This is a genomic window from Pseudomonas sp. UBT (assembly GCF_050915955.1).
GTDB classification, from domain to species: domain Bacteria; phylum Pseudomonadota; class Gammaproteobacteria; order Pseudomonadales; family Pseudomonadaceae; genus Aquipseudomonas; species Aquipseudomonas antarctica_A.
The window spans coordinates 1,962,461-1,988,670 of sequence record NZ_CP168079.1 but is presented as its reverse complement, the minus strand read 5'-3'; the positions used below and the strand labels follow the sequence as shown (position 1 = coordinate 1,988,670).

Genomic DNA, 26,210 nt, shown 5'->3' with positions numbered 1-26,210 from the left:
CTTAAAGCGACGAGTATTTCTTGCGCAGACGCTGACGAATCAGCTCGGCGAGGGTGTTCATGATGAAAGTGAACAGCAGCAGCACCAGCGCCGAGAGGAACAGCACGCGGTAGTGACTACCACCGACTTCCGACTCAGGCATTTCCACCGCGACGTTGGCCGCCAGGGTGCGCAGGCCTTCGAACAGGTTCATCTCCATCACCGGAGTGTTACCGGTGGCCATCAGCACGATCATGGTCTCGCCGACGGCGCGGCCCATGCCGATCATCAGCGCCGAGAAAATCCCCGGGCTGGCGGTCAGGATGACGACGCGCGTCATGGTCTGCCATGGCGTGGCGCCCAGGGCCAGGGAACCCAGGGTCAGGCCGCGCGGCACGCTGAACACGGCGTCTTCGGCGATGGAGTAGATGTTCGGGATCACCGCAAAGCCCATGGCCAAACCGACTACCAGGGCGTTGCGCTGGTCGTAGGTGATGCCCAGGTCATGGGAAATCCACATGCGCATGTCGCCGCCGAAGAACCAGGTTTCCAGGTACGGGCTCATGTACAGCGAGAGCCAGCCCACAAACAGGATCACCGGAATCAGGATGGCGCTTTCCCAACCATCGGGCACACGCAGGCGGATCGATTCAGGCAGGCGGCTGAAGATAAAACCAGCGACCAGAATGCCAATCGGCAGCAGCATCAGCAGGCTGAAAATCCCCGGCAAATGCCCTTCCACATATGGCGCAAGGAACAGGCCGGCGAAGAAGCCGAGGATCACCGTCGGCATCGCTTCCATCAATTCGATCACCGGCTTGACCTTGCGGCGCAGGCTCGGGGCCATGAAGTAAGCGGTGTAGATCGCCGCGGCGACGGCCAGTGGCGCGGCCAGCAGCATGGCGTAGAACGCGGCTTTGAGCGTACCGAAGGTCAGCGGCGCCAGGCTCATCTTGGGTTCGAAGTCGGTGTTGGCGGCGGTCGATTGCCAGACGTATTTAGGCTCGTCGTAGTTCTCGTACCAGACCTTGCTCCACAACGCGCTCCAGGACACTTCCGGGTGTGGGTTGTCCAGTAGCAGCGGTTGCAGCTTGCCACCGGCTTCGACGATCACACGGTTGGCGCGTGGCGACATGCCGAACACACCCTGGCCATCGACCACCGGGTCCACCAGCAAGGTGCGATGCGCCGTGCTGTGGAACACGCCGAACTTGCCGGACGCATCGAGCGCCGTGAAGCCTTTGCGACGTTGTTCAGCGGTGATTTCCACAATCGGCGCGGTGCCCATCTGGAAGGTACGGATCTGCTTCAGGCGCTGTTCGCCATCCGGGTCGCGCGCCATGAACCACTGGGCCAGGCCACCCTTTGAGTTGCCGACGATCAGCGAGATACCGCCCACCAGCTGGGTGCTGGCGGTGATTTCGGCGTTGCCGTCCTCGAGCAGTTTGTAGCGACCGTTGAGGCTCTTGTCGCGCAGGCTGAACACATCGGCCAGGGCGCGACCGTTGATCACATACAGCCACTGCTGGCGTGGGTCGATGAAGATCGCCTTCACCGGCTCGGTCATTTGCGGCAGCTCGATGCGCTTCTGCTCGCTGGTGACTTCACCCGTCATCATGTTTTCTTCGCGGCTCAGGGCCAGCACGTTCAAGTGCGAACCGGCCGAACCGGCGACCACCAGCGACGAGTCAGTGGCATTGAGGGCGACGTGTTCCAGCGGGCGACCGGCTTCATCCAGCACGATCGGCGTTTCGCCGTAAGGGTATTCAACCGCAGGCGTAATGGTTTTCTTGCCGTCCGGGTAGGACACCTTATAGGTGTGGCGGAACACCAGGGACTGGCCATTCGACAAACCGAGGATCACCAGCGGGCTGCCCGGCTGGTCTTCACCAATAGAGGCAACAGTGGGGCCTGCCGGAAGCGGCAAGTCGACACGCTTGAGCTCGGCACCCGTGTCCACATTAAAGAACAGCGCCTGGCCCTTATCGGAAACCCGCATGGCGACCTGGTTCTGTTCTTCGAGGGAGATCATCAACGGCTTGCCGGCGTCCTGGATCCAGGCTGGCGTCAGCGCGTCTTCCTTGGTCAGCGAGGCACCTTGGAACAACGGCGCAACGACATAAGCGAGGAAGAAGAAAATCAGGGTAATGGCGCCGAGGACGGCGAGGCCGCCGATTAACACGTACCAACGGGTCAGGCGATCTTTCAGCGCGCGAATACGGCGCTTGCGTTGCAGCTCAGGCGTATTGAAATCAATGCGCTTGGGGGGAGAAGTCGTCGTCATGGTGGAATTGGCCAGATCATTCATGCGCACACCCTAGCGATCCTGTATGACAGAAAGATGACAATGCAGTGACGCAAGAAATCCGCCGCGGAGCAGAGCTGGCAGCGGACTAAAAAATTAGGGGTGTAGACGGTGAGTGGGGGAGCGGTTTTGCCCGCGATGGCGTCATACGGTTTCAACTCTAAACCGCGTCGCCAGCATCACGGGCAAGCCCGCTCCCACAGAAAAACATGCGTCTACACCAGGTCTTGCAGGCTTAGTTGCCTTCTTTCAAACCCAGGTCAGCCAGGGCCTTGGCGGCAACTTTGGCTGGCAGTGGGATGTAGCCGTCTTTGACGACCACTTCCTGGCCCTGTTTGGACAGAACCAGTTTCACGAACTCAGCTTCCAGCGGGGCCAGAGGCTTGTTCGGGGCTTTGTTGACGTACACGTAGAGGAAACGCGACAGCGGGTATTTGCCGTTCAGGGCGTTTTCTTCGCTGTCTTCGATGAAGTCAGTGCTGCCTTTCTTGGCCAGGGCCACGGTCTTCACGCTTGCAGTCTTGTAGCCGATGCCCGAGTAACCGATGCCGTTCAGCGAGGAGCTGATCGACTGCACGACCGACGCCGAGCCTGGTTGTTCGTTCACGTTAGGCTTGTAGTCGCCTTTGCACAGGGCTTCTTCTTTGAAGTAGCCGTAGGTGCCGGATACCGAGTTACGACCGAACAATTGCACCGGCTTGTTGGCCAGGTCGCCGGTCACACCCAGGTCGCCCCAGGTTTTCACGTCGGCTTTAGCGCCGCACAGACGAGTAGACGAGAAGATCGCGTCGACTTGTTCCATGGTCAGGTGCTGGATCGGGTTGTCCTTGTGCACGAATACGGCCAGGGCATCCACAGCCACCGGAATAGCGGTTGGCTTGTAGCCGTACTTCTGCTCGAAGGCCGCCAGTTCGGTGTCCTTCATTTTGCGGCTCATCGGGCCCAGGTTGGAGGTGCCTTCAGTCAGCGCAGGAGGTGCAGTGGCGGAGCCGGCAGCCTGAATCTGGATGTTGACGTTCGGGTATTCCTTTTTGTAGGACTCAGCCCACAGGGTCATCAGGTTAGCCAGAGTGTCGGAACCAACGCTGGACAAGTTGCCCGAGACGCCGGTGGTCTTGGCGTAAGCCGGAATTGCCGGGTCAACACCAGCGGCCACCGCGTGGGCGGTCGCAACGCCAGCAGCGACAAAAGTCATTGCCGCCATCAAACGCTTCAGTTTCATGCCTTGCTCCTAGCAGATAGGGATAGTTGGATCGGGGCCAAGTATCGGTAGGCCGTGTGAACACTCTATGTCCGCAATGTGACAATTAGATGAAAGGCCAGCATTTATGAAAAACCTGACAGGAAGGGGAAAGATCAATAAATACGGGGCTTGCGAGGAGGTTGACGCGCTTGAAGCGGTGTTTCAGAAATACTCTGTAATCTATGACCGTTCCTACACAGCTGCGTAGGAACGATCTTCAACTATCGGCTTACCGCCCGCGCTTCCACAGGTACCCACCGACCAACGTCCCCATCACGCACAACACGGCGACATAGTAAGCAGGGCCCATGGGGCTTTCCTTCATCAGCAGCGACACCGCCAGCGGCGTCAACCCCCCAAACACGGCGTAGGCGACGTTGTAGGAAAACGACAACCCGCTGAAACGCACTACCGGTGGGAAGGCTTTCACCATCACGTAAGGCACCACGCCGATCACGCCGACAAACAGGCCCGTCAGGGTGTACAGCGGGAAGAGCCAGTTCGGGTGATCGATCAGGCTGTGGTAAAGCGTCCACGACGTCGCCAACAGCAACAGGCAACCGATGACCAGTACGCGGCCGGCGCCAAAGCGGTCGGCCAGTGCGCCGGAGGCGACACAGCCGAGGCTGAGGGTAACGATGGCCAGGCTGTTGGCTTGCAGCGCGATGGTCGGGCTGAAGTGATAGACGGTTTGCAGCACGGTCGGGGTCATCAGGATGACCACGACAACACCGGCCGACAGCAACCAGGTCAACAACATCGACAGCACGATGGCGCCACGGTGGTCGCGCAATACGGCGCGCAAGGGCAGTTCGGCAGCCAGGGTTTTGCGTTGCTGCATTTCGGCGAAGATCGGCGTTTCATGCAGCCAGCGGCGCAGGTAAACCGAAAGCAGGCCGAACACGCCACCCAGCAGGAACGGGATTCGCCAGGCGTAATCCGACACTTGCTCCGGGCTATAAAGGGTGTTGATGGCGGTGGCCACCAGCGAGCCGAGCAGGATGCCGGCAGTGAGGCCGCTGGTCAGGGTGCCGCAGGCGTAGCCGATATGGCGCGGCGGTACGTGTTCGGAGACGAACACCCAGGCGCCCGGTACTTCGCCGCCAATCGCCGCGCCCTGGATAACGCGCATCAACAGAAGCAGGAGCGGCGCCCACAGGCCGATCTGCGCATAGGTCGGCAGCAGGCCCATGATCAGGGTCGGCACGGCCATCATGAAGATGCTCAAGGTGAACATTTTCTTGCGACCCAGCAAGTCGCCGAAGTGCGCCATGATGATGCCGCCCAACGGCCGCGCCAGGTAGCCGGCGGCGAAGATGCCGAAGGTCTGCATCATGCGCAGCCATTCCGGCATGTCGACGGGGAAAAACAGTTTTCCGACCACGGTGGCGAAAAACACAAAGATGATGAAGTCGTAAAATTCCAGCGCCCCGCCCAAGGCAGACAGTGACAGGGTTTTGTAGTCGTTGCGGGTGAGCGGGCGCGACGGTTGCGCACTGCTTGCGGGCACGGAGGACATGGCAAGGCTTCTCTTATAGTAGTGACGGCAAGCCCGGGACTTGCGGCGGGTCTGGCAAGATAGCAAATCGCTTGAAAAAGCACAGCGCCCTCCGAATAACAGTTTAAAGGCGCGCGTTATTCCCCGTTCCTGCGCTTTATTAGCCATCAGAAGCACAGTTGCGGGAAAAAGCCGCATTACAGCCGCGATTTGCCGACCAAATGAGTGCCGGGAGGTCGTCTCGGCGCCAGGGTCTCGATATACTCGGCCCGTGCAAGCGCCAAACCCGCTGTCTTGACGGGCTGCTGTGCCAAAACGTCGTTGGGTGCCATCCAGCCGATTTGGCAGAGTTTCCCTTTAGTACGCCTTATGAGAAACGTATCGAGCGGTGTATGTTGGTGCTGAAACGTTTTTCCGGAAGACGGCTATCCACTTGAAATACCCATGAAGCGTCACGGGTCAGAGGCACCCTCGGCATGATCGAACTCGAACAAGAAGATCCTATCCCGCAAGGCGATCTCGCCCTGCAAATCACCGCCCTCCCGCGTGAAACCAACGGTTTTGGCGATATTTTCGGCGGCTGGCTGGTCGCGCAGATGGACCTGGCCGGTACGGCCATGGCCAGCAAGGTAGCGGGCGGGCGTGTGGCCACCGTGGCCATCGATCGCATGGCGTTCCTGGTACCGGTGGCGGTGGGCGCGCAATTGTCCTTCTATACCCAGGCTCTGGAAATCGGCCGCAGTTCGATCCAGATGATGGTCGAAGTCTGGAGCGACGACCCGCTGTCCAGCGAATGGCGCAAAGTCACCGAGGCGGTGTTTGTGTTCGTCGCGATTGATGGCAGCGGCCGCACGCGTTCAGTGCCGTCACGCGCACGTTAAACCTCGCCGGGTTTTGACGGTCAACTGCCCCATTGCCTGCCATAAAGAGTGCTCTGTATGCCTACGCCCCACGTTGAAACCGTGAAAATCGACGAGCTGGACTGCTGGCGCATCCGTCACAACGGCGCCGAACTGCTGGTGGCCCAACAGGGCGCACATATCTTCAGTTACCAGCGTCAGGGCGAGCAGCCGTTGATCTGGCCGAACCCCGAGGCGGTGTTCAAGCAGGGCAAAGGCATTCGTACCGGCGTGCCGGTGTGCTGGCCGTGGTTCGGCGTGTTCGACCGCAACCCGCAAAGCGTACAAACGATGCGCCAGAGCGATCAACCTGCCGGCGCCCACGGTTTTGTACGGACTGCACGCTGGGAATTGGCCGGGACCACGATTGAAGGCGATGCAGTGCGCGTCGACCTGGTATTGCCAGTGCCTGCAGGCGGTTTCCCCGGCTGGCCCCATCAGGTCGACCTGAAGCTGAGCCTGTTGCTGGACGATCAACTGCATATCCAGCTGACCAGCCACAACCGGGGCACCGATACGGTAACCCTCAGCCAGGCGCTGCACACCTATTTCGCCGTGAGCGACGTGCGCAACGTACAGGTCGAAGGCCTGGACGGGCTGGCGTATATCGACACCGCCGACGGCTGGAGCAACAAACAGCAATCCGGGTTGCTGCACTTCACGGCCGAGACCGACCGTATCTACCTCAATACCCCGGCGCAGTTGAACATTGTCGATAAAGACTGGCAGCGCCGCATCCAGCTCACCAGCCAGGGCTCGAACTCGACGGTGATCTGGAACCCCTGGACCGAACGCGCCAAGGCGTTCGACGACATGGCCGATGATGGCTGGCAGGGCATGCTGTGCATCGAGACAGCGAATGTGCTGGATGATGTGGTGAGCTTGGCGCCGGGTGAAAGCCATACCTTGGGCGTAAGCATCATCAGTCTCGCCCTGTAAACCCAATCAAAAATGTGGGAGCGGGCTTGCTCGCGAATACGGTGTGTCAGCCACACATGCAGTGACTGACACCCTGCATTCGCGAGCAAGCCCGCTCCCACATTGGGTTCTGCGTCAGCTTAAAGATCCGATTCCTTCACCACCCGCACTTTCCCCGCATCCAGCGCATACGCCGCATCCGCCAAATCGTTATTCACCTTCTCCACCTTCAACGTGCCCGTGACCCACAGCGGCGTGTAGATGTCATCCAGCTTCAACCCCTTGGGATAACGCACCAGCACCAACTGGTTAGGCGGCGGTGGCGGCACATGGATGCAGGCGCCCGGATAAGGCACCAGGAAGAACAGCGTGCTGCGGCCTTTGGCATCGGTTTCCAACGGCACCGGGTAACCGCCGATACGGATGTTCTTGCCGTTCATGGCGGCCACGGTCTTGGTCGAATACATCACCGCCGGCAAGCCTTTGCTTTGCTTCAAGCCACCTTTGTCGGTGAACGTGCCTTGGGCTTCGGGGGAGTTGTGGTCGATCTCGGGCATGGCTTCGAGGGCTTTCTGATCCGACAGCGGCATCAGGTCGAGCCAATCGGTTTCTGGCAGTTCGCCAGCGTGGGCCAGGCCGGAGCCCAACAAAAGGAGAGTCAAAAGAAGGCGGCGCATGGAGAGGCTCGGCAATTACAAGTGACGAGCATTCTAGCCCTCTGCGCCTGCGCAGCGCAGAGGGCTTTGTCGCTTAATTATTTTTTACGCAGCAGACCGTAAATCACCAGCAACACGATGGCGCCGATCAGCGCACCGATAAAGCCTGCGCCTTGACCCGCCTGGTAGATGCCCAGGGCCTGACCGCCATAAGTGGCGACCAGGGAACCTGCGATACCCAACAGGATAGTCATGATCCAACCCATGCTGTCGTCGCCAGGCTTGAGGAAACGCGCGAGCAGACCGACGATCAGGCCGATAAAAATGGTTCCGATGATACCCATGGCATTTCCCTCTGAATTGAATGTGAGTCATGCCAAAGCCTAGTCAGGCTTTGGCATCCTGCAATCAGAGAGACGGCGGCAACCAATGGTTCCCGCCGCCCCCCGGGTTATTGCTCGGCGATCAGCGCTTCGACCTTGAGGATCTGCCCTTGCAGGGTCGCGCGGTCCTTGCAGCGCAGGTTGGCGTGGCCGACCTTGCGCCCGGCCTTGAAGGCCTTGCCGTAGTGATGCAGGTGGCAGTCGTCGATGGCGATAACTTTTTCCACCGGCGGTACAACACCAATGAAGTTGAGCATGGCGCTCTCACCGACCTTGGCCGTGGAGCCCAACGGCAAGCCCGCCACCGCCCGCAGGTGGTTTTCGAACTGGCTGCACTCGGCGCCTTCGGTGGTCCAGTGCCCGGAGTTGTGCACGCGCGGGGCGATTTCGTTGGCCTTGAGGCCACCGTCGACTTCAAAGAACTCGAACGCCATCACGCCGACGTAATCCAGCTGCTTGAGCACACGGCTGGAATAGTCTTCGGCCAGGGCCTGCAACGGATGGTCAGTGCTGGCCACGGACAGCTTGAGGATGCCGCTGTCGTGGGTGTTGTGCACCAACGGGTAGAAGCGGGTTTCGCCATCACGGGCACGCACGGCGATCAGGGAGACTTCACCGGTGAACGGCACGAAACCTTCCAGCAGGCAGGCAACGCTGCCCAGCTCGGCGAAGGTGCCGACCACATCGGCAGCCGTGCGCAGGACTTTCTGGCCCTTGCCGTCGTAACCCAGGGTGCGGGTTTTCAGCACGGCCGGCAGGCCGATGGAGGCAACGGCGGCGTCCAGGTCGGCTTGGGACTGGATGTCGGCGAACGCCGGCGTCGGGATGCCCAAATCCTTGAACATGCTCTTCTCGAACCAGCGGTCACGCGCGATGCGCAAGGCTTCGGCGCTCGGGTACACCGGTACGAACTGCGAGAGGAAGGCCACGGTTTCGGCCGGGACGCTTTCGAACTCGAAGGTCACCAGGTCGACTTCGTCGGCCAGTTGGCGCAGGTGATCCGGGTCGCTGTAGTCAGCCCGCAGGTGCTCGCCGAGTGCCGCCGCGCAAGCGTCGGGCGCCGGGTCCAGGAAAGCAAAGTTCATCCCCAGCGGGGTTCCCGCCAAGGCCAGCATACGGCCCAATTGGCCGCCACCGATTACACCGATCTTCATCGTCAACAACCTCAGGCGATGCGTGGGTCTGGATTGTCCAGCACGCTGTCTGTCTGCTCAGCACGGAATTTTTTCAGCACCGCATGGAACTGCGGGTGCTTGGCGCCCAGGATGCTGGCGGACAACAACGCGGCGTTGATCGCGCCGGCCTTGCCGATCGCCAGGGTCGCCACCGGGATACCGGCCGGCATCTGCACGATGGACAACAGCGAATCCACGCCCGAGAGCATCGACGACTGCACCGGCACGCCGAGCACCGGCAGGTGGGTCTTGGCCGCACACATGCCTGGCAGGTGCGCCGCACCGCCAGCACCGGCGATGATCACCTCGATGCCACGGGATTCTGCTTCATCGGCATACTGGAACAGCAAATCCGGGGTGCGGTGGGCAGAGACCACTTTCACTTCATACGGAATGCCGAGTTTTTCCAGCATATCGGCGGTGTGGCTAAGGGTGGACCAATCGGACTTGGAGCCCATGATCACGCCAACCAATGCACTCATCGTCGTGCCTCTTCTCTCTGGGCGCCCGCAGGCGCGTCAAAAAACAACAAGCCACGCGGGAAATCCGGCGTGGCTTGTTGTACGAAATTTGGCCGGTTGGACCGGCCGAAGGCCGCGCAGTATACCGTAATAATCCAGATAAACAGCCCCTGGAATGACCATCTGTCCAGCGGCGCAAACCGGCGGTTTTATTGACTTTCAGGTCAGCGAAAACACCGCCGATCAACCATGGGACTTGGAACAATGTGGGAGCTGGCTTGCCTGCGATAGCATCACCTCAATATGCCTGATGTATCGAGGTGCCCGCATCGCAGGCAAGCCAGCTCCCACATTTGATCTTCATCCCTTTCAGGTGCCTTGTGCAGCACCACCTTCCAACTTACGCCACAACAACCGCACGTTCGCCTTGCGCACCAACGCGCAGCGATACAGGCGAATTTCCAGCGGTACATGCCATTGCGGCCCGCCGCAGACCACCAGTTCACCGCGCGCCAGTTCGGCCCGCACGCTCAGTTGGGGCACCCAGGCAATGCCGAGGCCTTCCAGCGCCATGCTCTTGAGGCTGTCGGCCATGGCGGTTTCGTACACCGTGGTAAAACGCAGTGCGCGTTGGCGCAGCAACAGGTTCACCGAGCGACCGAGAAATGCCCCGGCGCTGTAGGCCAGCAGCGGCACACTGCCCTCGCCTTCCAGGTCGAACAACGGCTTGCCGTCGGCATCGGCAGCACACACCGGGAGCATTTCGGTATTGCCCAGGTGCAGCGACGGGAAGATCTCCGGGTCCATCTGCATCGCCGCATCCGGGTCGTAGAACGCCAGCATCAAATCGCAGCCGCCTTCACGCAGGGCGTGCACCGCGTCACCGACGTTGGTGGCGACCAGCCGTGTAGCAATATTCAGCCCTTCGTTACGCAGTTGCGCGATCCAGCGCGGGAAGAAGCCTAAAGCCAGGGAGTGAGCGGCCGCCACTTGCATGACTTCGCCCTGCCCGCCTTCCAAGTGATGCAAATGGCGCAGCACTTCACCGAGTTGCTCGACCACCGTGCGCGCAGTCACCAGGAACAACTGCCCCGCCGCCGTCAATTCGACTGGCGTGCGCGAGCGGTTGACCAGGGTCAAGCCGAGCGCAGCTTCCAGGCTGCGAATACGACGGCTGAACGCTGGCTGGGTAACAAAGCGCCGCTCCGCCGCCTGGGAAAAGCTGCGAGTCGCCGCCAAGGCGCTGAAGTCTTCCAGCCATTTGCTCTCAAGGTTCATCACTTCCTCCCACGGGTACGCACCATTTTGGCACACACGCCCGCCATGATAGCTGGGTCACACCTGCATTATGCCGTTTGTGCATAGGCCAGTGTTTAACAGCATTGGCCCAAAAACTCCCACAAGCCTAGCATTCGCAGCGTTCCGGCCAGTTCCGGGTCCATATCGAGATGATTTCCGTCATGTCCTCCGCTGCATCATTCCGCACAGAAAAAGACCTGCTTGGCGTACTCGAAGTACCTGCTCAAGCGTATTACGGCATCCAGACCCTGCGAGCGGTGAATAACTTCCGCCTCTCGGGCGTTCCGATTTCGCATTACCCGAAATTGGTGGTCGGCCTGGCAATGGTCAAGCAAGCAGCCGCTGACGCCAACCGCGAGTTGGGCCAGCTCAGCGAAGCCAAGCACGCTGCCATCAGCGAAGCCTGTGCCCGCCTGATCCGTGGCGATTTCCACGAAGAATTCGTGGTGGACATGATTCAAGGCGGCGCTGGCACTTCAACCAACATGAATGCCAACGAAGTCATCGCCAACATCGCGTTGGAGGCCATGGGCCACAACAAGGGCGAATATCAGTACCTGCACCCCAACAACGACGTGAACATGGCGCAGTCGACCAACGACGCCTACCCGACCGCGATCCGCTTGGGTCTGCTGCTGGGCCATGACGCGCTGCTGGCCAGCCTCGACAGCCTGATCCAGGCGTTCGCCGCCAAGGGCGTCGAGTTCAGCCACGTGCTGAAAATGGGCCGCACCCAATTGCAAGACGCCGTGCCGATGACCCTCGGCCAGGAATTCCGCGCCTTCGCCACCACCCTCGGTGAAGACCTGGCCCGCCTGAAAACCCTGGCGCCTGAGCTGTTGACCGAAGTGAACCTGGGCGGCACCGCCATCGGCACCGGCATCAACGCCGATCCGCGCTACCAGGCCCTGGCCGTACAGCGCTTGGCACTGATCAGCGGCCAGCCGCTGGTACCGGCTGCCGACTTGATCGAAGCCACCTCCGACATGGGCGCCTTCGTGCTGTTCTCCGGCATGCTCAAGCGTACCGCGGTGAAACTGTCGAAGATCTGCAACGACCTGCGCCTGCTGTCCAGCGGCCCACGCACCGGCATCAACGAGATCAACCTGCCGGCACGCCAGCCAGGCAGCTCGATCATGCCCGGCAAGGTCAACCCGGTGATCCCGGAGGCTGTTAACCAAGTGGCGTTCCAAGTCATCGGCAACGACCTGGCCCTGACCATGGCAGCCGAAGGCGGCCAGCTGCAGCTGAACGTGATGGAACCGCTGATCGCGTTCAAGATCTTCGACTCGATCCGCCTGCTGCAACGCGCCATGGACATGCTGCGCGAGCACTGCATCGTCGGTATCACCGCCAACGAAGCACGCTGCCGCGAACTGGTGGAGCACTCCATCGGCCTGGTGACCGCGCTGAACCCGTACATCGGTTATGAAAACGCCACCCGCATTGCGCGCATCGCCCTTGAAAGCGGTCGTGGTGTGCTGGAGTTGGTGCGCGAAGAAGGCTTGCTCGACGACGCCATGCTCGACGACATCCTGCGCCCCGAAAACATGATTGCCCCACGTTTGGTCCCGCTGAAGGCCTAAGCGTTTGTTGCACCGCTCACCAGGTTGAGGGACTAGACACCTCTCACCTTTTGAGGGCTTGGAGAACCATTCTCCAGGCCCTTTTTTTTGCCTGTCGTAAAGCCTCGACAGATACAAAAGCAAGCGCCCTCTTTTTCGTGTGTGAAGTCCTGCGCGGACGTTGCAGACACAGATGCTTTCTCCTTGCCAGGGCTGGAAACCTGATAGCAGGAGCACTCAGTACGGAGGATGGAGCCTTCCAGCGCAATCTATGGTTTTTGAATGTGCTGTTAGCTATGGTGGGCGCAGGGCTTGTCGCACTCACTGCCAGGGTCAAATTCTTTAGTAAAATGGAACTTTATAATGAAAAAGAATGATGATTTTTTTACTGCTGAGGGCTACAGCCTGAACGCAGACAAGCGCCTGCTGGACCTGGACTTTATCCATGGGTTTCTCGTCCAGTCGACGTGGGCCAAAGGCATTACCCGTGACCGTGTGCAATTAAGCATTGATAACAGTTTATGCATGGGCGTCTATCACCATGAGCGGCAAGTCGGTTTTGCCCGGCTGGTGACGGATTTTGCGACGTTCGGCTATTTGTGCGATGTGTTTGTCGACGAACAATATCAAGGTAAAGGCCTCGGCCGCTGGGTGTCCGAAGGCATACTGGCGGGCCCCGAGGCCGAGCAGCTGCGCCGCATCATACTGGCCACTACGACAGCGCCGTGGCTGTATGAAAAGATGGGCTTTGTGCCGGTTAACCAACCGAACTACATCTGGCAAGTCTTCCGCTCCGATATCTACCAGCGCTGAAACCTCGTTAAACCCCGCCTGGGGAACCACCCCAGGCGTGAGCGTTCATCGGTCCATAAGCCGGTGGTCACTGACCGCTGCATCTTCCTTTAATCGCCTCATGCAGACGTATGCCGTTCGGCTAGGTATAGTGCGGCCCCTCTTCGCGTCTGCGGCCGTCGGTAACGAGGCCCGGATACAACGCGAAAGCGCATGAATAACAACACCCGCAAAAGGATTGGGGCGAAGCGTCGTGCACTGCCTGGTGCCGAGCGACGCGTCGGACCGTCCTGCGTTTGCCATTAGAAAAATCAGCGAGGAACACTCCATGCTCGAAGTCATCAACGACTTCCTCTCAGGGAAAGTACTGATCGTGCTCATTGTCGGGCTCGGCGGTTATTTCACGATCCGCTCGCGTTTCGTTCAGTTGCGTCACTTTTTCCACATGTTCTCGGTGTTTAAAGACAGCCTGAAGAGCAGCGCCGGCCAACTCAGCTCGTTCCAGGCGCTGATGCTCAGCCTGGCCGGCCGCGTCGGTGCCGGTAACATCGCCGGTGTCGGCATTGCCGTCACCCTGGGTGGCCCGGGTGCCGTGTTCTGGATGTGGGTCACCGCGTTGGTGGGCATGTCTTCGAGCTTTATCGAATGCTCGCTCGGCCAGCTGTATAAGCGCACCGACGCTGAAGGCACCTACCGCGGTGGCCCGGCCTACTACATCCAGCACGGCCTGCATAAGCGCTGGCTGGGTATGGTCATGGCGTTCCTGTTGCTGGTGACCTTCGGTTTCGCCTTCAACGGCCTGCAAGCCCACGCCGTGACCCACTCGCTGAACAATGCTTTTGGCCTCGACACCACCTACACCGGCCTCGCGCTGGCCGTATTGCTGGGCCTGGTGTTCATCGGCGGGATCAAGCGTATCGCCTCGATCGCCGACCTGCTGGTACCGGTCAAGACCCTGGTCTACATCGCCGTGACCCTCTACGTGATCGTGCTGCAATTCGACCACGTGCCGGCCATGCTCGCGACCATCGTCAAGAGCGCTTTCGGCCTCGACCAAGCCTTTGGTGGCCTGGTGGGCAGCGCAATCATCATGGGTGTGAAGCGCGGCGTGTTCGCCAACGAAGCCGGTTTGGGCAGTGCGCCTAACGTGGCAGCCGTGGCCTCGGTAGAACACCCGATCGCCCAAGGCGTGGTCCAGGCATTCAGCGTGTTCCTCGACACCTTCGTGATCTGCACCTGCACCGCGTTGCTGATCCTGCTCTCCGGTTTCTACACCCCAGGTTTTGAAGGCGACGGCATTGCCCTGACCCAGAACTCCCTGGCAGCCGTGGTCGGCGACTGGGGCCGCATGTTCATCTCGGTGGCCCTGGCGTTGTTCGTGTTCACCTCGATCATGTACAACTACTACCTCGGCGAGAGCAACCTGCGCTTCCTGGTGGGCAACAACCGCAAGGTGCTGATGGGCTACCGCGCGTTGGTGCTGGTGCTGATTTTCTGGGGTTCCATCGAGAACCTGGGTACCGTGTTCGCCTTCGCCGACATCACCATGACCATGCTGGCGTTCGTCAACCTGTTCGCCCTGGCGTTCCTGTTCAAGATCGCCATGCGCATCCTGAATGACTACGACGGCCAGCGGGCTGCGGGCATCAAGACGCCAGTGTTCGATTCCAGCAAGTTCCCTGACCTGGACCTGGACCGCAAGGCCTGGCCGGCAAACCCGGCGACGCCTGAGCCTGGCGCTCAAGCATCGGCTGAACTGAACGCTCAAGCGCAACGCTGAGCGTAGAAAGCCTAGATAGATGACACGCCGCCCGGCCTTGGGCATGCTCTGGGCCCGGCGGCGTTTTTCGTTCAGGAGAATTCTCGATGTCCACAGCTAACAACATCATGGTGCTCTACACCGGCGGCACCATCGGCATGCAAGCCAGCGCCAACGGCCTGGCCCCGGCTTCCGGCTTCGAGGCGCGCATGCGCGAACAGCTTGCCGACCTGCCAGTGCCTGCCTGGCGCTTCCGAGAAATGGCGCCGCTGATCGACAGCGCCAACATGACCCCCGCCTACTGGCAGCGCCTGCGCACCGCTGTGATTGAAGCCGTGGACGACGGCTGCGACGCCGTGCTGATCCTGCACGGCACCGATACGCTGGCCTACAGCGCGGCGGCGATGAGTTTCCAACTGCTGGGCCTGCCCGCGCCGGTGGTGTTCACCGGCTCGATGCTCCCCGCTGGCGTGCCTGACAGCGATGCCTGGGAAAACGTCAGCGGCGCCCTGCTGGCATTGGGCGAAGGCCTGGCACCGGGCGTGCAGCTGTACTTCCACGGCGCGCTGATGGCGCCGACCCGATGCGCGAAGATTCGCAGCTTTGGTCGCCATCCATTTGCTGCCTTGCAGCGTAATGGCGGCGTAGCCAAGGCCGATGCACTGCCGCCAGCCCTGGATTATCGCCAACCCAAAGCGCTGGCCAACGTCGGCGTGCTGCCGCTGGTGCCGGGTATCGCCGCTACGCAGTTAGATGCACTGATCGACAGCGGCATTCAGGCGTTGGTGCTGGAATGCTTCGGCAGCGGCACTGGGCCGAGCGATAACCCGGCGTTCCTCGCCAGCCTCAAACGCGCGCAGGACCTGGGCGTGGTCGTGGTGGCGATCACCCAATGCCATGAAGGCGGCGTGGAACTCGACGTCTACGAAGCCGGCAGCCGTCTGCGCGGCGTGGGCGTGGTGTCCGGTGGCGGCATGACGCGCGAAGCGGTGTTCGGCAAGCTGCAGGTGCTGCTGGGTGCCGGGCTGGCGACCAGCGAGGTACGCCGCCTGGTAGAACTGGACCTGTGCGGCGAACTGAGCTGACCGGCATGTAACTTGCTCCACTTCCAGCCATCCCCTGGCTGGAAGTTCCCATGCTGCACTCCCACCTCACCACCCTCAATGCCGTTTCCCTGGTGCTCAGCACGTTCAAGGCCGAAGGCTTGCCCTTTGAAGCGCTGCTGGCCGGCAGTGGCATCTGTGCGGCGGACTTGAGCCGCGCGGACACGCGCATCACCACCAATCAGGAAATGCGCGTATGCGCCAACGCCGTGGCCCTGCGCCGGGATGTGGGCCTGGAGTTGGGCCGGCAGATGCATGTCTCGGCCTACGGCATGCTCGGTTACGCCCTGCTCACCAGTGCCACCTTCGGTGACGCTTTGCGCCTGGCGTTGCGTTATCCGGCGCTGCTGGGAACACTTTTCGAGCTCAGCCTTGAAGAAGACGCTGAGCGCATCTGGTTCACCGCCAGCGACTATCGGGAAAACCCGAGCCTTGCGATGTTCAACGTCGAACTGTGCCTGGCGTCGCTGAAGGTCATCTGCGACGACTTGCTCGGCCAACCGCTGCCGCTGCTCGCCGCGCGCTTTGAACACAGCGCACCGGATTATCACGCGCGCTACAGCGAGTGCTTTGCCTGCTCGCTGCATTTTGAAACCACCACCAACGCGTTCGCCTTCGACAAACGCTGGTTGGACCACCCCCTGCCTCTGGCCGACGCGGTCACTCACCAGGCCATGGCCGAGCGTTGCCGCAAGCAGAACCTGGAATTCACCGGCCGCCAGGCCTGGCTCGGCAGAATCCGCCAACTGCTCGCCAGCCAACTCGGCGCGGCACCGGGGATCGAAGGCCTGGCCGAACAGATGAACTGCTCGGCCCGTACCTTGCGTCGACACCTGCATGACTTGGGCTGCAGCTACCAGGAACTGCTCGACGAGCTGCGCTTCGAGCGAGCCAAGCAATGGCTGGCCGAAGATGAACTGCCCATCTACCGGATCGCCGAGCAACTCGGCTTCAGTGAAACCGCCAGTTTTCGGCACGCGTTCGTGCGCTGGAGCGGCGTGGCGCCCAGCCAGTTCCGGCCCTGATGCCTGTTGAGAGAGCATGGCCGCGCCATTTCGGGGCGAATTGAGGACAGATAATTTGGCCAGATTTATCCCCTTTTGGCCGCTCCTGCCATTCTCATAAAACCCGCCCGCCGCAAGACTGCATCCACCGATACAGCCTGCGGAGAACAATAAATGCTGACGATCTACTCGGACGATCACCACCTGCATCACGGCCGTTGCGAATTGATGGACGGGCAACTGATGCCCTGCTTCGAAATGCCATCACGCGCCGATCATGTGTTGCAACGGGTCAAGGACCGCGAGCTGGGCCCGGTTCAGGCACCGCAGGACTTTGGCCTGGCACCGCTGCAACGCATTCACAGCCGCGACTACCTCGACTTCTTCAAAGGTGCCTGGGCGCGCTGGACCGAGTTCGGCCAGGACGGCGACTTGCTGCCCTACACCTGGCCTGCCCGCACCCTGCGCCGGGTACTGCCTGCCAGCCTGCACGGCCAACTGGGTTATTACAGTTTTGACGGCGGCGCACCGATTACTGCCGGCACTTGGCAAGCGGCCTACAGCGCCGCGCAAGTCGCCCTGACGGCGCAACAGGCAATCGCACAAGGTGCAAACGCCGCCTTTGCCCTGTGTCGCCCGCCGGGGCACCACGCCGCCAGCGACTTGATGGGCGGTTATTGCTACCTCAACAACGCGGCCATTGCCGCTCAGGCATTTCTCGACCAAGGCTATAAAAAGGTCGCGATTCTCGACGTGGATTACCACCACGGTAATGGCACGCAGTCGATTTTTTATGCCCGCAGCGACGTGCTCTTCACCTCGATCCATGGGCACCCAGAAGCGGAGTTTCCGTTTTTCCTGGGGTATGCCGACGAACTGGGAGAAGACGCCGGCGAAGGCTTCAACTTCAACTACCCGTTGCCGGCAGGTTCCGGCTGGGATCGCTGGAGCGCGGCACTTGAAGAAGCCTGCACTGAGATTGAGCGCTACGGCGCCGACATCATCGTCGTTTCCCTGGGTGTGGATACATTCAAAGACGACCCCATCTCGCAATTCAAACTCGACAGCCCTGACTACCTGGCGATGGGTGCGCGCATCGCCCGCTTGGGCAGACCCACGCTGTTTGTGATGGAAGGCGGCTACGCCGTGGAAGAAATCGGCATCAACGCCGTCAACGTGCTCGAAGGTTTTGAGGAGTCCGCCCAATGAACATGCTCAAGTCACTCGTCCTCTGTGCAGCCGTTCTCGGCGGCGCGGCCCACGCCGAAGAGAAAACCCTCAAGGTCTACAACTGGTTCGACTACATCACCCCCAAGGCGCTTGAAGACTTCAAGGCACAGCACCCGCAGGTCAAGCTGGTGTACGACATCTTCGACACCAACGAAGCCCTTGAGGCCAAGTTGCTCACCGGCAACTCGGGCTATGACGTGGTGGTGCCGTCCAACGTGTTCCTGGCCAAGCAGATCGAAGCCGGCGTGTTCCAGCCGCTGGACCGGAGCCAGTTGCCCAACTGGAACCACCTCGACCCCAAGCTGATGAAGCTGATCGAAGCCAACGACCCCGGCAATAAATTCGCCGTGCCCTATATGTACGGCACCATCCTGATCGGCTTCAACCCGGCCAAGGTCAAAGCGGTGTTGGGCGATAACGCGCCGGTGGACAGTTGGGACCTGATCTTCAAGGAAGAGAACATCAGCAAACTCAAACAATGCGGGGTCGCCCTGCTGGATTCGCCCTCGGAAATCCTGCCCCTGGCCTTGCAACACCTTGGCCTGGACCCCAACAGCAGCAACCCCAAGGATTACGTCAAGGCTGAGGCGCTGTTGATGAAAATCCGCCCCTACATCACCTACTTTCACTCGTCCAAATACATGGCTGATATCGCCAACGGCGACATCTGTGTGGCCGTGGGTTATTCCGGTAGCTTTTCCCAGGCTGCCAACCGCGCCAAAGAGGCCAAAAATGGCGTAACCGTGGACATGCGCCTGCCCAAAGAAGGCGCGCCGATCTGGTTCGACATGCTCGCCATTCCCAAGGGCGCGCAAAACCCGCAGGACGCCTACACCTTTATCAACTACCTGCTGCAACCCCAGGTGATCGCGCCGATCAGTGATTTTGTCGGCTACCCCAACCCGAACAAGGACGCCACCGAGTTAGTCGACCCGGCAATTCGCAATAATCCCAACCTGTACCCAACCGAGGCGGCCATGGCCACGCTGTATACCTTGAAACCATTGGGGCGTGATGCGGAACGGGCCAGAACGCGGGCCTGGACCAAGATCAAGTCGGGGACCTGAACCGACAGGCAAACTCAGCCAGGGCGGGCGCCCCATGCCTGCCTTAAGCGCGACAGCGCCACGGCGATATCCGCTTCGGGCACGGCGGCGAAGCCCAGCACCAGCCCGGCACGCTGATCGACCGGCGTGGTGGACTGGGGCAGCCAATAGCTGCTCAAGCCGTTGACCTCGACGCCTGCCGCGTGGGCCTGGGCCAGCAATTGCTGCTCGCGCGCCAGGCTGTCCACGCGCACCGTCAGGTGCAACCCCGCCGCAACGCCGAGCAGTTCGCTGACACCTGGCAACCCATTGGGCCAACCGGCGAGCAAGGCGTTTCGCCGACTCAACGCCGCACGCCGCATGCGGCGGATATGCCGCTGGAAATGCCCGGCGGCCATAAACTCCGCCATCACCGCCTGGGTACTCACTTCGGAATGGCGCATGTCCACGGCGCGGCGCCGGGTAAAAGCGTCCACCAGGCCGGGTGGCAATACCAGATAACCGAGGCGCAGCGCCGGGAACGCCACCTTGCCGAAGGTGCCGACATACAACACTCGCCCACTACGATCCAGCGCCGCCAACGGCGAGAGGGGCGCGCCGCTGTAGCGGTACTCACCGTCATAGTCGTCCTCGATGACCCAGCCGCTCGTACGTTCAGCCCAGGCCAGCAGCTCCAGGCGCCGCGCCAGGCTCATCACCACACCCAGCGGGTACTGATGAGAAGGCGTGACATACGCCACACGACAGTCATCCAGTGTGTTGAGCACTTGGCAATCAATCCCCTCGCCGTCCACCGGTACGCCTTGCAGTCGCCCACCCGCCAGGGCAAATGCATGCCCAGCCGCGCGATAGCCCGGGTTTTCCACCGCCACCCGGTCTCCCGGCTCCACCAGCAACTGTGCACAAAGGCTGATTGCCTGTTGCGCACCACAGGTGATTACAATTTGCTCAGCCGAACACTGCATGCCCCGCGAGCTGCGCAGGTAAGCGGCGATCAAACCGCGCAGACGGCCGTCACCTGCCGGGTCGCCATAGCAAAGCTGTTCCAGGTCAGGCTTGCGCCAGAACGCCCCATTCAGCTTGGCCCAGACCTCAAACGGAAACAGATCAAAGGCCGGCACACCCACGCGAAATGCCCGAGGCGGCCCCGAGGGAGGCAGGGAAAGATGGTTATTTTTGACCCGCGCCACGCCCGCACTGTGGATAACTTCATTGTCGAGATCTTCCGGAAAATCCGCCCATTTTGTGGATAAGGCTGTGGGTAAGCCTGTGGAAAACCCTGTGGATACTTTTGTGGATAGTTTTTTTGGCGTGGGCAATTGGGCGACATACGTGCCATCACCCACCCGGCTCTCAATAAACCCCTCCGCATACAACTGATCGTAGGCCCGCACCACACTGTTGCGGGAGATCGACAGTGCTGCCGCCAAGTCGCGGGTGGCGGGCAACCGCATGCCACTGACCAGCCGTCCGTCCAGCACCCGCTGGCGCAACGCGCCGTAGAGTTGGCGAGTCAGGCCCTGACGGCGATCCAGCTCAATGCCTGCGGGGTTGAATAACAGCGGCAGCGAAATAGGCGGCATATTGGACCCATGAAATTGGCGCTAGATGGCTCTTACAACGAACCATTAGCCTGCCTAGGATGCAGGCATTCGCCAAGGAAAATTTCATGTACACACCACGCGCCTTTGCCCTCGAAGATTTGCCTGAACTGCAGCAACTGATCCAGCACACCCGCCTGGCGCAGTTGGTGACCTTTGGTGAACAAGGCTTGCAAGCCAGCCACTTGCCGCTGCTGCTCAACCCCGACGAAGGCCCGTATGGCACGCTCTATGGGCACCTCGCCAAGGCTAATCCGCAGTGGCGCGAGCTGCAAAATGACAGTGAAGCCCTGGTGATCTTTGCCGGTGCCGAAGGCTATGTCAGCCCGGCGTTTTACCCGTCCAAGACCGAGCACGGCAAAGTGGTGCCTACCTGGAATTACCTCGCTGTACATGCCTATGGCAAAGCCGAGGTGTTTACCGACGCCGAGCGCCTGCTGACCGTGGTCAGCGCCCTCACCGACCGTCACGAAGGCCGCCGCGCCCAACCCTGGAAAGTCAGCGACGCGCCGGCCGACTACATCGACGGCATGCTCAAGGCCATCGTCGGCTTCGCCCTGCCGATCGAGCGCCTGCTCGGCAAGCGCAAACTCAGCCAGAACCGCAGCCCGGCCGACATCGCCGGCGTACGCGAGGGCCTGGCCGCCAGCGTGGATGTGCGCGACCAGACCCTCGCCCGCTTTATTCCCCAAGGAGTTTCAGAATGAGCCAGATCGATATTCGCCAGGTAACTGCCGCCGACCACGGCGCCTGGTTACCCCTGTGGCAAGCGTATTTGACGTTTTACAACACCGAACTGCCGGACGCTGTCAGCCAAAGCACCTGGCAACGCCTGATCGACGCCAACGAGCCGACTCACTCGGCCCTCGCCTGGCAGGACGGCAAGGCAGTGGGCATGGTCAACTTCATCTACCACCGCTCCAACTGGAGCATCGAAAACGCCTGCTACTTGCAGGACTTGCTGGTGGACCCGGCGCAACGCGGCACCGGCGTGGGGCGTAAGCTCATCGAATTCGTCTACGCCACCGCCAAGGACGATGGCTGCTGCAAGGTGCATTGGCTGACTCACGAGACCAATGCCACGGCGATTCAACTGTATGAACGCATTGCCGAACGCCCCGGTTTCATTCAATTTCGCAAAGGTCTTTAAGGAGCGCAGCATGCCTATCTCACCCGCCGACTGGAAAGGCGTCCCCGCGCCCACGGTTCAATTGCTGGAAGGGCGCTACATCCGCCTGGAAAAACTCGACCCGGCCCGCCATGGCGACGAACTGTTTCAAGCCCTTCATGGCCCCGGCGCCGACCCTAAGCTGTGGGACTATTTGCCCTACGGCCCGTTTGCCGAACGCGCCGCGTTTGATACCTGGCTCAACAACCATGCCCAGCACAACGAACCGTATTTCTTCAGCGTAATCGACCGCGCCAGCGGCGACGTCCAAGGCATCCTCAGCCTGATGTCCATCGTCCCGGCCCAGGGCCGTATCGAAATCGGCCACGTCACCTTCGGCGCGCCGATGCAGCGCTCACCGAAAAGCACCGAGGCCGTGTACTTGCTGGCCAAGTACGCTTTCGAACAGGGCTACCGTCGCCTGGAATGGAAGTGCAACAACGGCAATGCTCGCTCCAAATACGCGGCCGAGCGCTTGGGGTTCAGTTTTGAAGGCGTATTCCGCCAGCACATGGTAGTGAAGGGGCAGAACCGCGATACGGCGTGGTATTCGATCCTGGATTCGGAATGGCCAAAGGTCGCGGCTGGCTTTGAAGCGTGGTTGTCCGAGGCGAATCAGAGTGGGGACGGCCAACTGAAAACACTGGCCGAGTGCCGAGCCTGACGCTCACTGACAACACAGAACCACACTTTAGATCGTCAGCGATTTCAAACGATGGGTTCAGCCGCCTTTGCCCACCTTGCAGTCCAACGCCTTCAAGGCATCACACCCATCCGCAACAACAGATGCGCTGACGGGGCAATGGCAGATGAGTTTTTAATCGCGCCGGACTAGAGAAAGCTCCCGCAAACCAAGGGTCGATTACCTGACAGTTATCACCCCGCTATCTCGCTAAATTCCCGGCCTCATTCATCAGAGGTCGGGATTACATGCCCTTTACACATCACAGACTTGCCCTTCTCATGGCCCTCGCGATCAGTGCCGCCAGCCTTCAATCCGCACAGGCGCAAGGTGATATCGCCTTCACACCCTACGTATTTGATCCCCTCCCGGCACTTAACAATGCGTGGTTTTACACCCTTCCAGTGCAAGCGCCCTCCATCGACGGTTACCTCACTCGCCAGGCCACCACGCATAACGGCCTGCAGGTCGCCAAGGTCCTGGAGCCCGCGCTGAGTCGCCTGCTGGAATCCGGTGAGTTGACCAGAAGACAGATCAACGCACTGGAACGGTTCGGTGACGATCTTGCTGCCCAACCCGGAGGAATCGGTGCAGTTCTCGAACAATTGGCGGGCAGCCAAAATGCCAATCTGGCTGGCGCAACCCAGGCCATCACCGGAAAAATCAGCAACCAATTGCTCTCAACCCTGCGCACGCTGCCCACCAATGGCGATGGCCACTTTTGGGTGCAAGGCCTGGGCGACGACGGCAAGCTCGACAAACAGAACGGCAGCGACGGGCTCAAACATGACACCAAAGGCCTGATGCTGGGCGCCGATTGGGCGGTGGCTGACGCCTGGAGAGTCGGTGTGATGGGCGCAAAATCCTCCAGTGAGCTTCAAGCTCAACGCTTTCGGGCCGAACTCGACAGCTTGCACCTGGGCGGTTACGCCGTGCGCGAGGACGGCCCTTTGGCCCTGCGCCTGGGGGCGATCTACAGTGCCCATACCGGGGAGAACAAACGCAGCGTCAACCTGCTTGATTACAAAGAGCAGCTCAAAGGCCGTTACAACGCCCAAAGCCAAAGCGTATTTTCCGAACTGGGCTATCAACTGGGCAGTGCAGACTTACGCGTGGAGCCCTTCGCAGGCCTCGGCTATCAGCGCTATCACCGCGGCAGTTTCAAGGAAAGCGGTGGCCTGACCGCGCTGAACGCAGGCTCACAAACCCAACAGAACCTGAGCAGTACCTTTGGCCTTCGTCTGGCCACGGTGTATCGGTTCGACAACCGGATGAGCCTCACACCCCACGTGAGTACGAGCTGGAAACACCTCTACGGCGAAGTCGATAGCCAGATGCGCCAATCGTATCGCTACACGCCCGGACTCATTGATGGTTTCACCCTCAACGGCACCTCGCTGGACCGTAATAGCCTGGATATGCAGGCGGGCCTGGACCTCGCCTTATCCAGCCAACACACCGTCGGCCTGACCTATAACGCACAAGCCGGCAGCCAAAGCCAAAGCCAGGGCCTGATGGGGCAATGGAAGATGAATTTTTAACGGCGCCCAGCGATAAATTCGAGGCAAAAAAAAGGGGAGCACCTGCCCCCCCGAGGATTAAGCGATAGTGTCGAAGGCTGAATCAGCCTTCGATTTCAATCAGGATTTCGCCAGGATTGACCCGGTCGCCCTTGGCCACATGAACGGCGGTCACCTTGCCGGCAATCGCGGCCTGCACTTCGGTTTCCATCTTCATGGCTTCGGTAATCAGCACGGCCTGGCCGGCCTTGACCACGTCGCCTTCCTTGACCAGAACGTCGACGATGTTGCCCGGCATCGCGGTGCTGACATGGCCAGGCTCAGTGGCGTGCTTGCGCTTGCTGCCGCCGCTGCTGACAAACTCGTTGAGCGGTTCGAACACCACTTCTTCCGGTATGCCGTCGATGGACAGGTAGAAGTGACGCTTGCCTTCGGCCTTCACGCCAACACCCGTAATGTCGACGCGGTAGCTTTCGCCGTGCACGTCGATAACGAATTCGGTCGGTACGCCTTCGCCACCGGCACGGGCCACACCGCCGGCCTCAGGGATCGGCAACAGCACTTCTGGCGCCAGGGTGCCGGCGTCGCGTTCTTCGAGGAACTTGCGACCGATGTCGGGGAACATGGCGTAGGTCAGCACGTCTTCTTCGGACTTGGCCAACGCACCGATTTCGCCACGCAGCTTGGTCATTTCCGGCTTGAGCAAATCAGCCGGGCGATGGTCGATCACTTCTTCGCTGCCGATGGCCTGGCGACGCAGTTTTTCGTTCACGGTGCCCGGCGCTTTGCCGTAGCCGCCTTGCAGGTAGAGCTTCACTTCGTTGGTGATGGTCTTGTAGCGCTCGCCGGCCAGTACGTTGAAGAACGCCTGGGTACCGACGATCTGCGAAGTCGGCGTCACCAATGGCGGGAAGCCGAGGTCTTCACGCACCCGTGGGATTTCGGCCAGCACTTCGCTCATGCGGTTGAGTGCGCCCTGCTCTTTCAACTGGTTGGCCAGGTTGGAAATCATCCCGCCCGGCACCTGGTTGACTTGCACACGGGTGTCGACAGCGGTGAACTCGCTTTCAAACTGGTGGTACTTCTTACGCACCGCGTAGAAGTACAGGCCGATTTCCTGCAGCAGTTCCAGGTCGAGACCGGTGTCGAACTCGCTGCCTTTGAGGGCGGCGACCATCGACTCGGTGCCAGGGTGGCTGGTGCCCCAGGCGAAGCTGGAAATGGCGGTGTCGATGTGGTCGGCGCCGTTTTCGATGGCCTTGAGTTGGCACATCGCAGCCAGACCCGCCGTGTCATGCGAGTGAATAAAGATCGGCAGGCTTTGCTCGGCCTTCAACGCTTTGACCAGCTCGCCGGTGGCGTACGGGGTCAACAGCCCGGCCATGTCCTTGATCGCCACCGAGTCGCAACCCATGGCTTCCATTTGCTTGGCCTGGGCCACAAACGCGCCGATGGTGTGCACCGGGCTGGTGGTGTAGGCGATGGTGCCCTGGGCATGTTTGCCGGCGGCTTTGACCGCTTCGATGGCCACGCGCAGGTTACGCACGTCGTTCATCGCGTCGAAGATGCGGAACACGTCGATGCCATTCACGGCGGCCTTGGCGACGAAGGCTCTGACCACGTCGTCGCTGTAGTGGCGGTAGCCCAGCAGGTTCTGGCCGCGCAGCAGCATTTGCAGACGCGTGTTAGGCAATGCGGCGCGCAGTTTGCGCAGGCGCTCCCACGGGTCTTCTTTCAAAAAGCGTACGCAGGCGTCGAAGGTCGCGCCGCCCCAGACTTCCAGCGACCAGTAGCCTACTTTGTCGAGCTTGTCGCAGATCGGCAGCATGTCGTCGGTGCGCATGCGGGTGGCCAGCAACGATTGGTGGGCGTCGCGCAGGATGGTGTCGGTTACGAAGATCTTTTTAGTCATTGGTATCTCCTC

The 26,210-nt window shown here is 60.7% G+C and carries 23 protein-coding genes; 13 read left to right on the top strand and 10 right to left on the bottom strand.

Annotation, left to right across the window (positions count from 1 at the left end):
* Position 1: 1 nt before the first annotated feature.
* The 3 genes from ACDZ94_RS09025 to ACDZ94_RS09015 form a co-directional block, all read right to left on the bottom strand.
* Positions 2–2,035, bottom strand: coding sequence for an ABC transporter permease subunit (locus ACDZ94_RS09025; RefSeq protein WP_432751492.1), 2,034 nt, complete (start codon positions 2,033–2,035; stop codon positions 2–4).
* 484 nt (positions 2,036–2,519) lie between these two features.
* A complete protein-coding gene (locus ACDZ94_RS09020) occupies positions 2,520–3,506 on the bottom strand; it encodes a phosphate ABC transporter substrate-binding protein PstS (protein ID WP_053258707.1) in 987 nt (328 codons plus the stop codon).
* 250 nt (positions 3,507–3,756) lie between these two features.
* The gene (locus tag ACDZ94_RS09015) at positions 3,757–5,046 is read right to left on the bottom strand and encodes an MFS transporter (RefSeq protein ID WP_064454766.1); all 1,290 of its coding nucleotides are present in this window, start codon (positions 5,044–5,046) and stop codon (positions 3,757–3,759) included.
* Positions 5,047–5,501: 455 nt separating this feature from the next.
* On the opposite strand from ACDZ94_RS09015, the gene ACDZ94_RS09010 reads away from it, so the two are divergent.
* The gene (locus tag ACDZ94_RS09010; RefSeq protein WP_003176975.1) at positions 5,502–5,906 is read left to right on the top strand and encodes an acyl-CoA thioesterase; all 405 of its coding nucleotides are present in this window, start codon (positions 5,502–5,504) and stop codon (positions 5,904–5,906) included.
* A 57-nt stretch (positions 5,907–5,963) separates the two neighbouring features.
* Positions 5,964–6,863, top strand: a complete 900-nt coding sequence (locus ACDZ94_RS09005; protein WP_432751360.1) for a D-hexose-6-phosphate mutarotase — start codon at positions 5,964–5,966, stop codon at positions 6,861–6,863.
* A 119-nt stretch (positions 6,864–6,982) separates the two neighbouring features.
* On the opposite strand, the gene ACDZ94_RS09000 is transcribed toward ACDZ94_RS09005, so the two are convergent.
* From ACDZ94_RS09000 to ACDZ94_RS08980, 5 genes are all read right to left on the bottom strand, one after another.
* Positions 6,983–7,519, bottom strand: coding sequence for a DUF3299 domain-containing protein (locus ACDZ94_RS09000; protein ID WP_050784921.1), 537 nt, complete (start codon positions 7,517–7,519; stop codon positions 6,983–6,985).
* A gap of 77 nt (positions 7,520–7,596) precedes the next feature.
* Positions 7,597–7,842: a GlsB/YeaQ/YmgE family stress response membrane protein gene (locus tag ACDZ94_RS08995; RefSeq protein ID WP_010168336.1), complete on the bottom strand. Its 246-nt coding sequence runs from the start codon at positions 7,840–7,842 to the stop codon at positions 7,597–7,599.
* Positions 7,843–7,949: 107 nt separating this feature from the next.
* A complete protein-coding gene (locus ACDZ94_RS08990; protein ID WP_053258711.1) occupies positions 7,950–9,035 on the bottom strand; it encodes a 5-(carboxyamino)imidazole ribonucleotide synthase in 1,086 nt (361 codons plus the stop codon).
* A gap of 11 nt (positions 9,036–9,046) precedes the next feature.
* Entirely contained in the window at positions 9,047–9,538 is a 492-nt protein-coding gene (gene purE, locus ACDZ94_RS08985) for a 5-(carboxyamino)imidazole ribonucleotide mutase (RefSeq protein ID WP_003195648.1), read from the bottom strand.
* A gap of 348 nt (positions 9,539–9,886) precedes the next feature.
* Entirely contained in the window at positions 9,887–10,795 is a 909-nt protein-coding gene (locus tag ACDZ94_RS08980; RefSeq protein WP_064454769.1) for a LysR substrate-binding domain-containing protein, read from the bottom strand.
* Positions 10,796–10,977: 182 nt separating this feature from the next.
* Between ACDZ94_RS08980 and aspA the strand changes: the two genes are divergently transcribed.
* The 7 genes from aspA (at position 10,978) to ACDZ94_RS08945 (ending at position 19,336) form a co-directional block, all read left to right on the top strand.
* Positions 10,978–12,402 (top strand): aspartate ammonia-lyase, encoded by a 1,425-nt coding sequence (gene aspA / locus ACDZ94_RS08975; protein ID WP_053258714.1) that lies wholly within the window; start codon positions 10,978–10,980, stop codon positions 12,400–12,402.
* A 342-nt stretch (positions 12,403–12,744) separates the two neighbouring features.
* Positions 12,745–13,194 (top strand): GNAT family N-acetyltransferase, encoded by a 450-nt coding sequence (locus ACDZ94_RS08970; RefSeq protein WP_221295919.1) that lies wholly within the window; start codon positions 12,745–12,747, stop codon positions 13,192–13,194.
* A 307-nt stretch (positions 13,195–13,501) separates the two neighbouring features.
* Complete coding sequence (locus ACDZ94_RS08965; protein WP_221295920.1) at positions 13,502–14,953, top strand: alanine/glycine:cation symporter family protein; 1,452 nt, start codon at positions 13,502–13,504, stop codon at positions 14,951–14,953.
* Between the two features lie 86 nt (positions 14,954–15,039).
* Positions 15,040–16,017 (top strand): asparaginase, encoded by a 978-nt coding sequence (locus ACDZ94_RS08960; protein ID WP_432751359.1) that lies wholly within the window; start codon positions 15,040–15,042, stop codon positions 16,015–16,017.
* A gap of 50 nt (positions 16,018–16,067) precedes the next feature.
* Entirely contained in the window at positions 16,068–17,060 is a 993-nt protein-coding gene (locus ACDZ94_RS08955) for an AraC family transcriptional regulator (protein WP_064454773.1), read from the top strand.
* Positions 17,061–17,213: 153 nt separating this feature from the next.
* On the top strand, positions 17,214–18,248 hold the full coding sequence (locus ACDZ94_RS08950) for a histone deacetylase family protein (RefSeq protein WP_432751358.1): 1,035 nt from the start codon (positions 17,214–17,216) through the stop codon (positions 18,246–18,248).
* Entirely contained in the window at positions 18,245–19,336 is a 1,092-nt protein-coding gene (locus tag ACDZ94_RS08945; protein WP_064454775.1) for a polyamine ABC transporter substrate-binding protein, read from the top strand. Before ACDZ94_RS08950 ends, ACDZ94_RS08945 begins: the two co-directional genes overlap by 4 nt.
* A gap of 14 nt (positions 19,337–19,350) precedes the next feature.
* Here the strand turns inward: ACDZ94_RS08945 and ACDZ94_RS08940 are convergent, their stop codons facing one another.
* Entirely contained in the window at positions 19,351–20,898 is a 1,548-nt protein-coding gene (locus tag ACDZ94_RS08940; protein WP_432751357.1) for a PLP-dependent aminotransferase family protein, read from the bottom strand.
* A gap of 86 nt (positions 20,899–20,984) precedes the next feature.
* Between ACDZ94_RS08940 and ACDZ94_RS08935 the strand changes: the two genes are divergently transcribed.
* The 4 genes from ACDZ94_RS08935 to ACDZ94_RS08920 all read left to right on the top strand — a co-directional run bounded on the left by ACDZ94_RS08935 (position 20,985) and on the right by ACDZ94_RS08920 (position 24,307).
* Positions 20,985–21,623 carry an FMN-binding negative transcriptional regulator gene (locus ACDZ94_RS08935; RefSeq protein WP_432751356.1) on the top strand — a complete coding sequence of 213 codons (639 nt, stop codon included), beginning with the start codon at positions 20,985–20,987 and terminating at the stop codon, positions 21,621–21,623.
* A complete protein-coding gene (locus tag ACDZ94_RS08930; protein WP_064454778.1) occupies positions 21,620–22,066 on the top strand; it encodes a GNAT family N-acetyltransferase in 447 nt (148 codons plus the stop codon). Before ACDZ94_RS08935 ends, ACDZ94_RS08930 begins: the two co-directional genes overlap by 4 nt.
* A 10-nt stretch (positions 22,067–22,076) precedes the next feature.
* On the top strand, positions 22,077–22,748 hold the full coding sequence (locus ACDZ94_RS08925) for a GNAT family N-acetyltransferase (protein ID WP_064454779.1): 672 nt from the start codon (positions 22,077–22,079) through the stop codon (positions 22,746–22,748).
* A 266-nt stretch (positions 22,749–23,014) separates the two neighbouring features.
* Positions 23,015–24,307: an autotransporter outer membrane beta-barrel domain-containing protein gene (locus ACDZ94_RS08920; protein ID WP_432751355.1), complete on the top strand. Its 1,293-nt coding sequence runs from the start codon at positions 23,015–23,017 to the stop codon at positions 24,305–24,307.
* Between the two features lie 82 nt (positions 24,308–24,389).
* On the opposite strand, the gene oadA is transcribed toward ACDZ94_RS08920, so the two are convergent.
* Positions 24,390–26,198, bottom strand: a complete 1,809-nt coding sequence (gene oadA / locus ACDZ94_RS08915; RefSeq protein WP_432751354.1) for a sodium-extruding oxaloacetate decarboxylase subunit alpha — start codon at positions 26,196–26,198, stop codon at positions 24,390–24,392.
* Positions 26,199–26,210 lie beyond the last annotated feature (12 nt).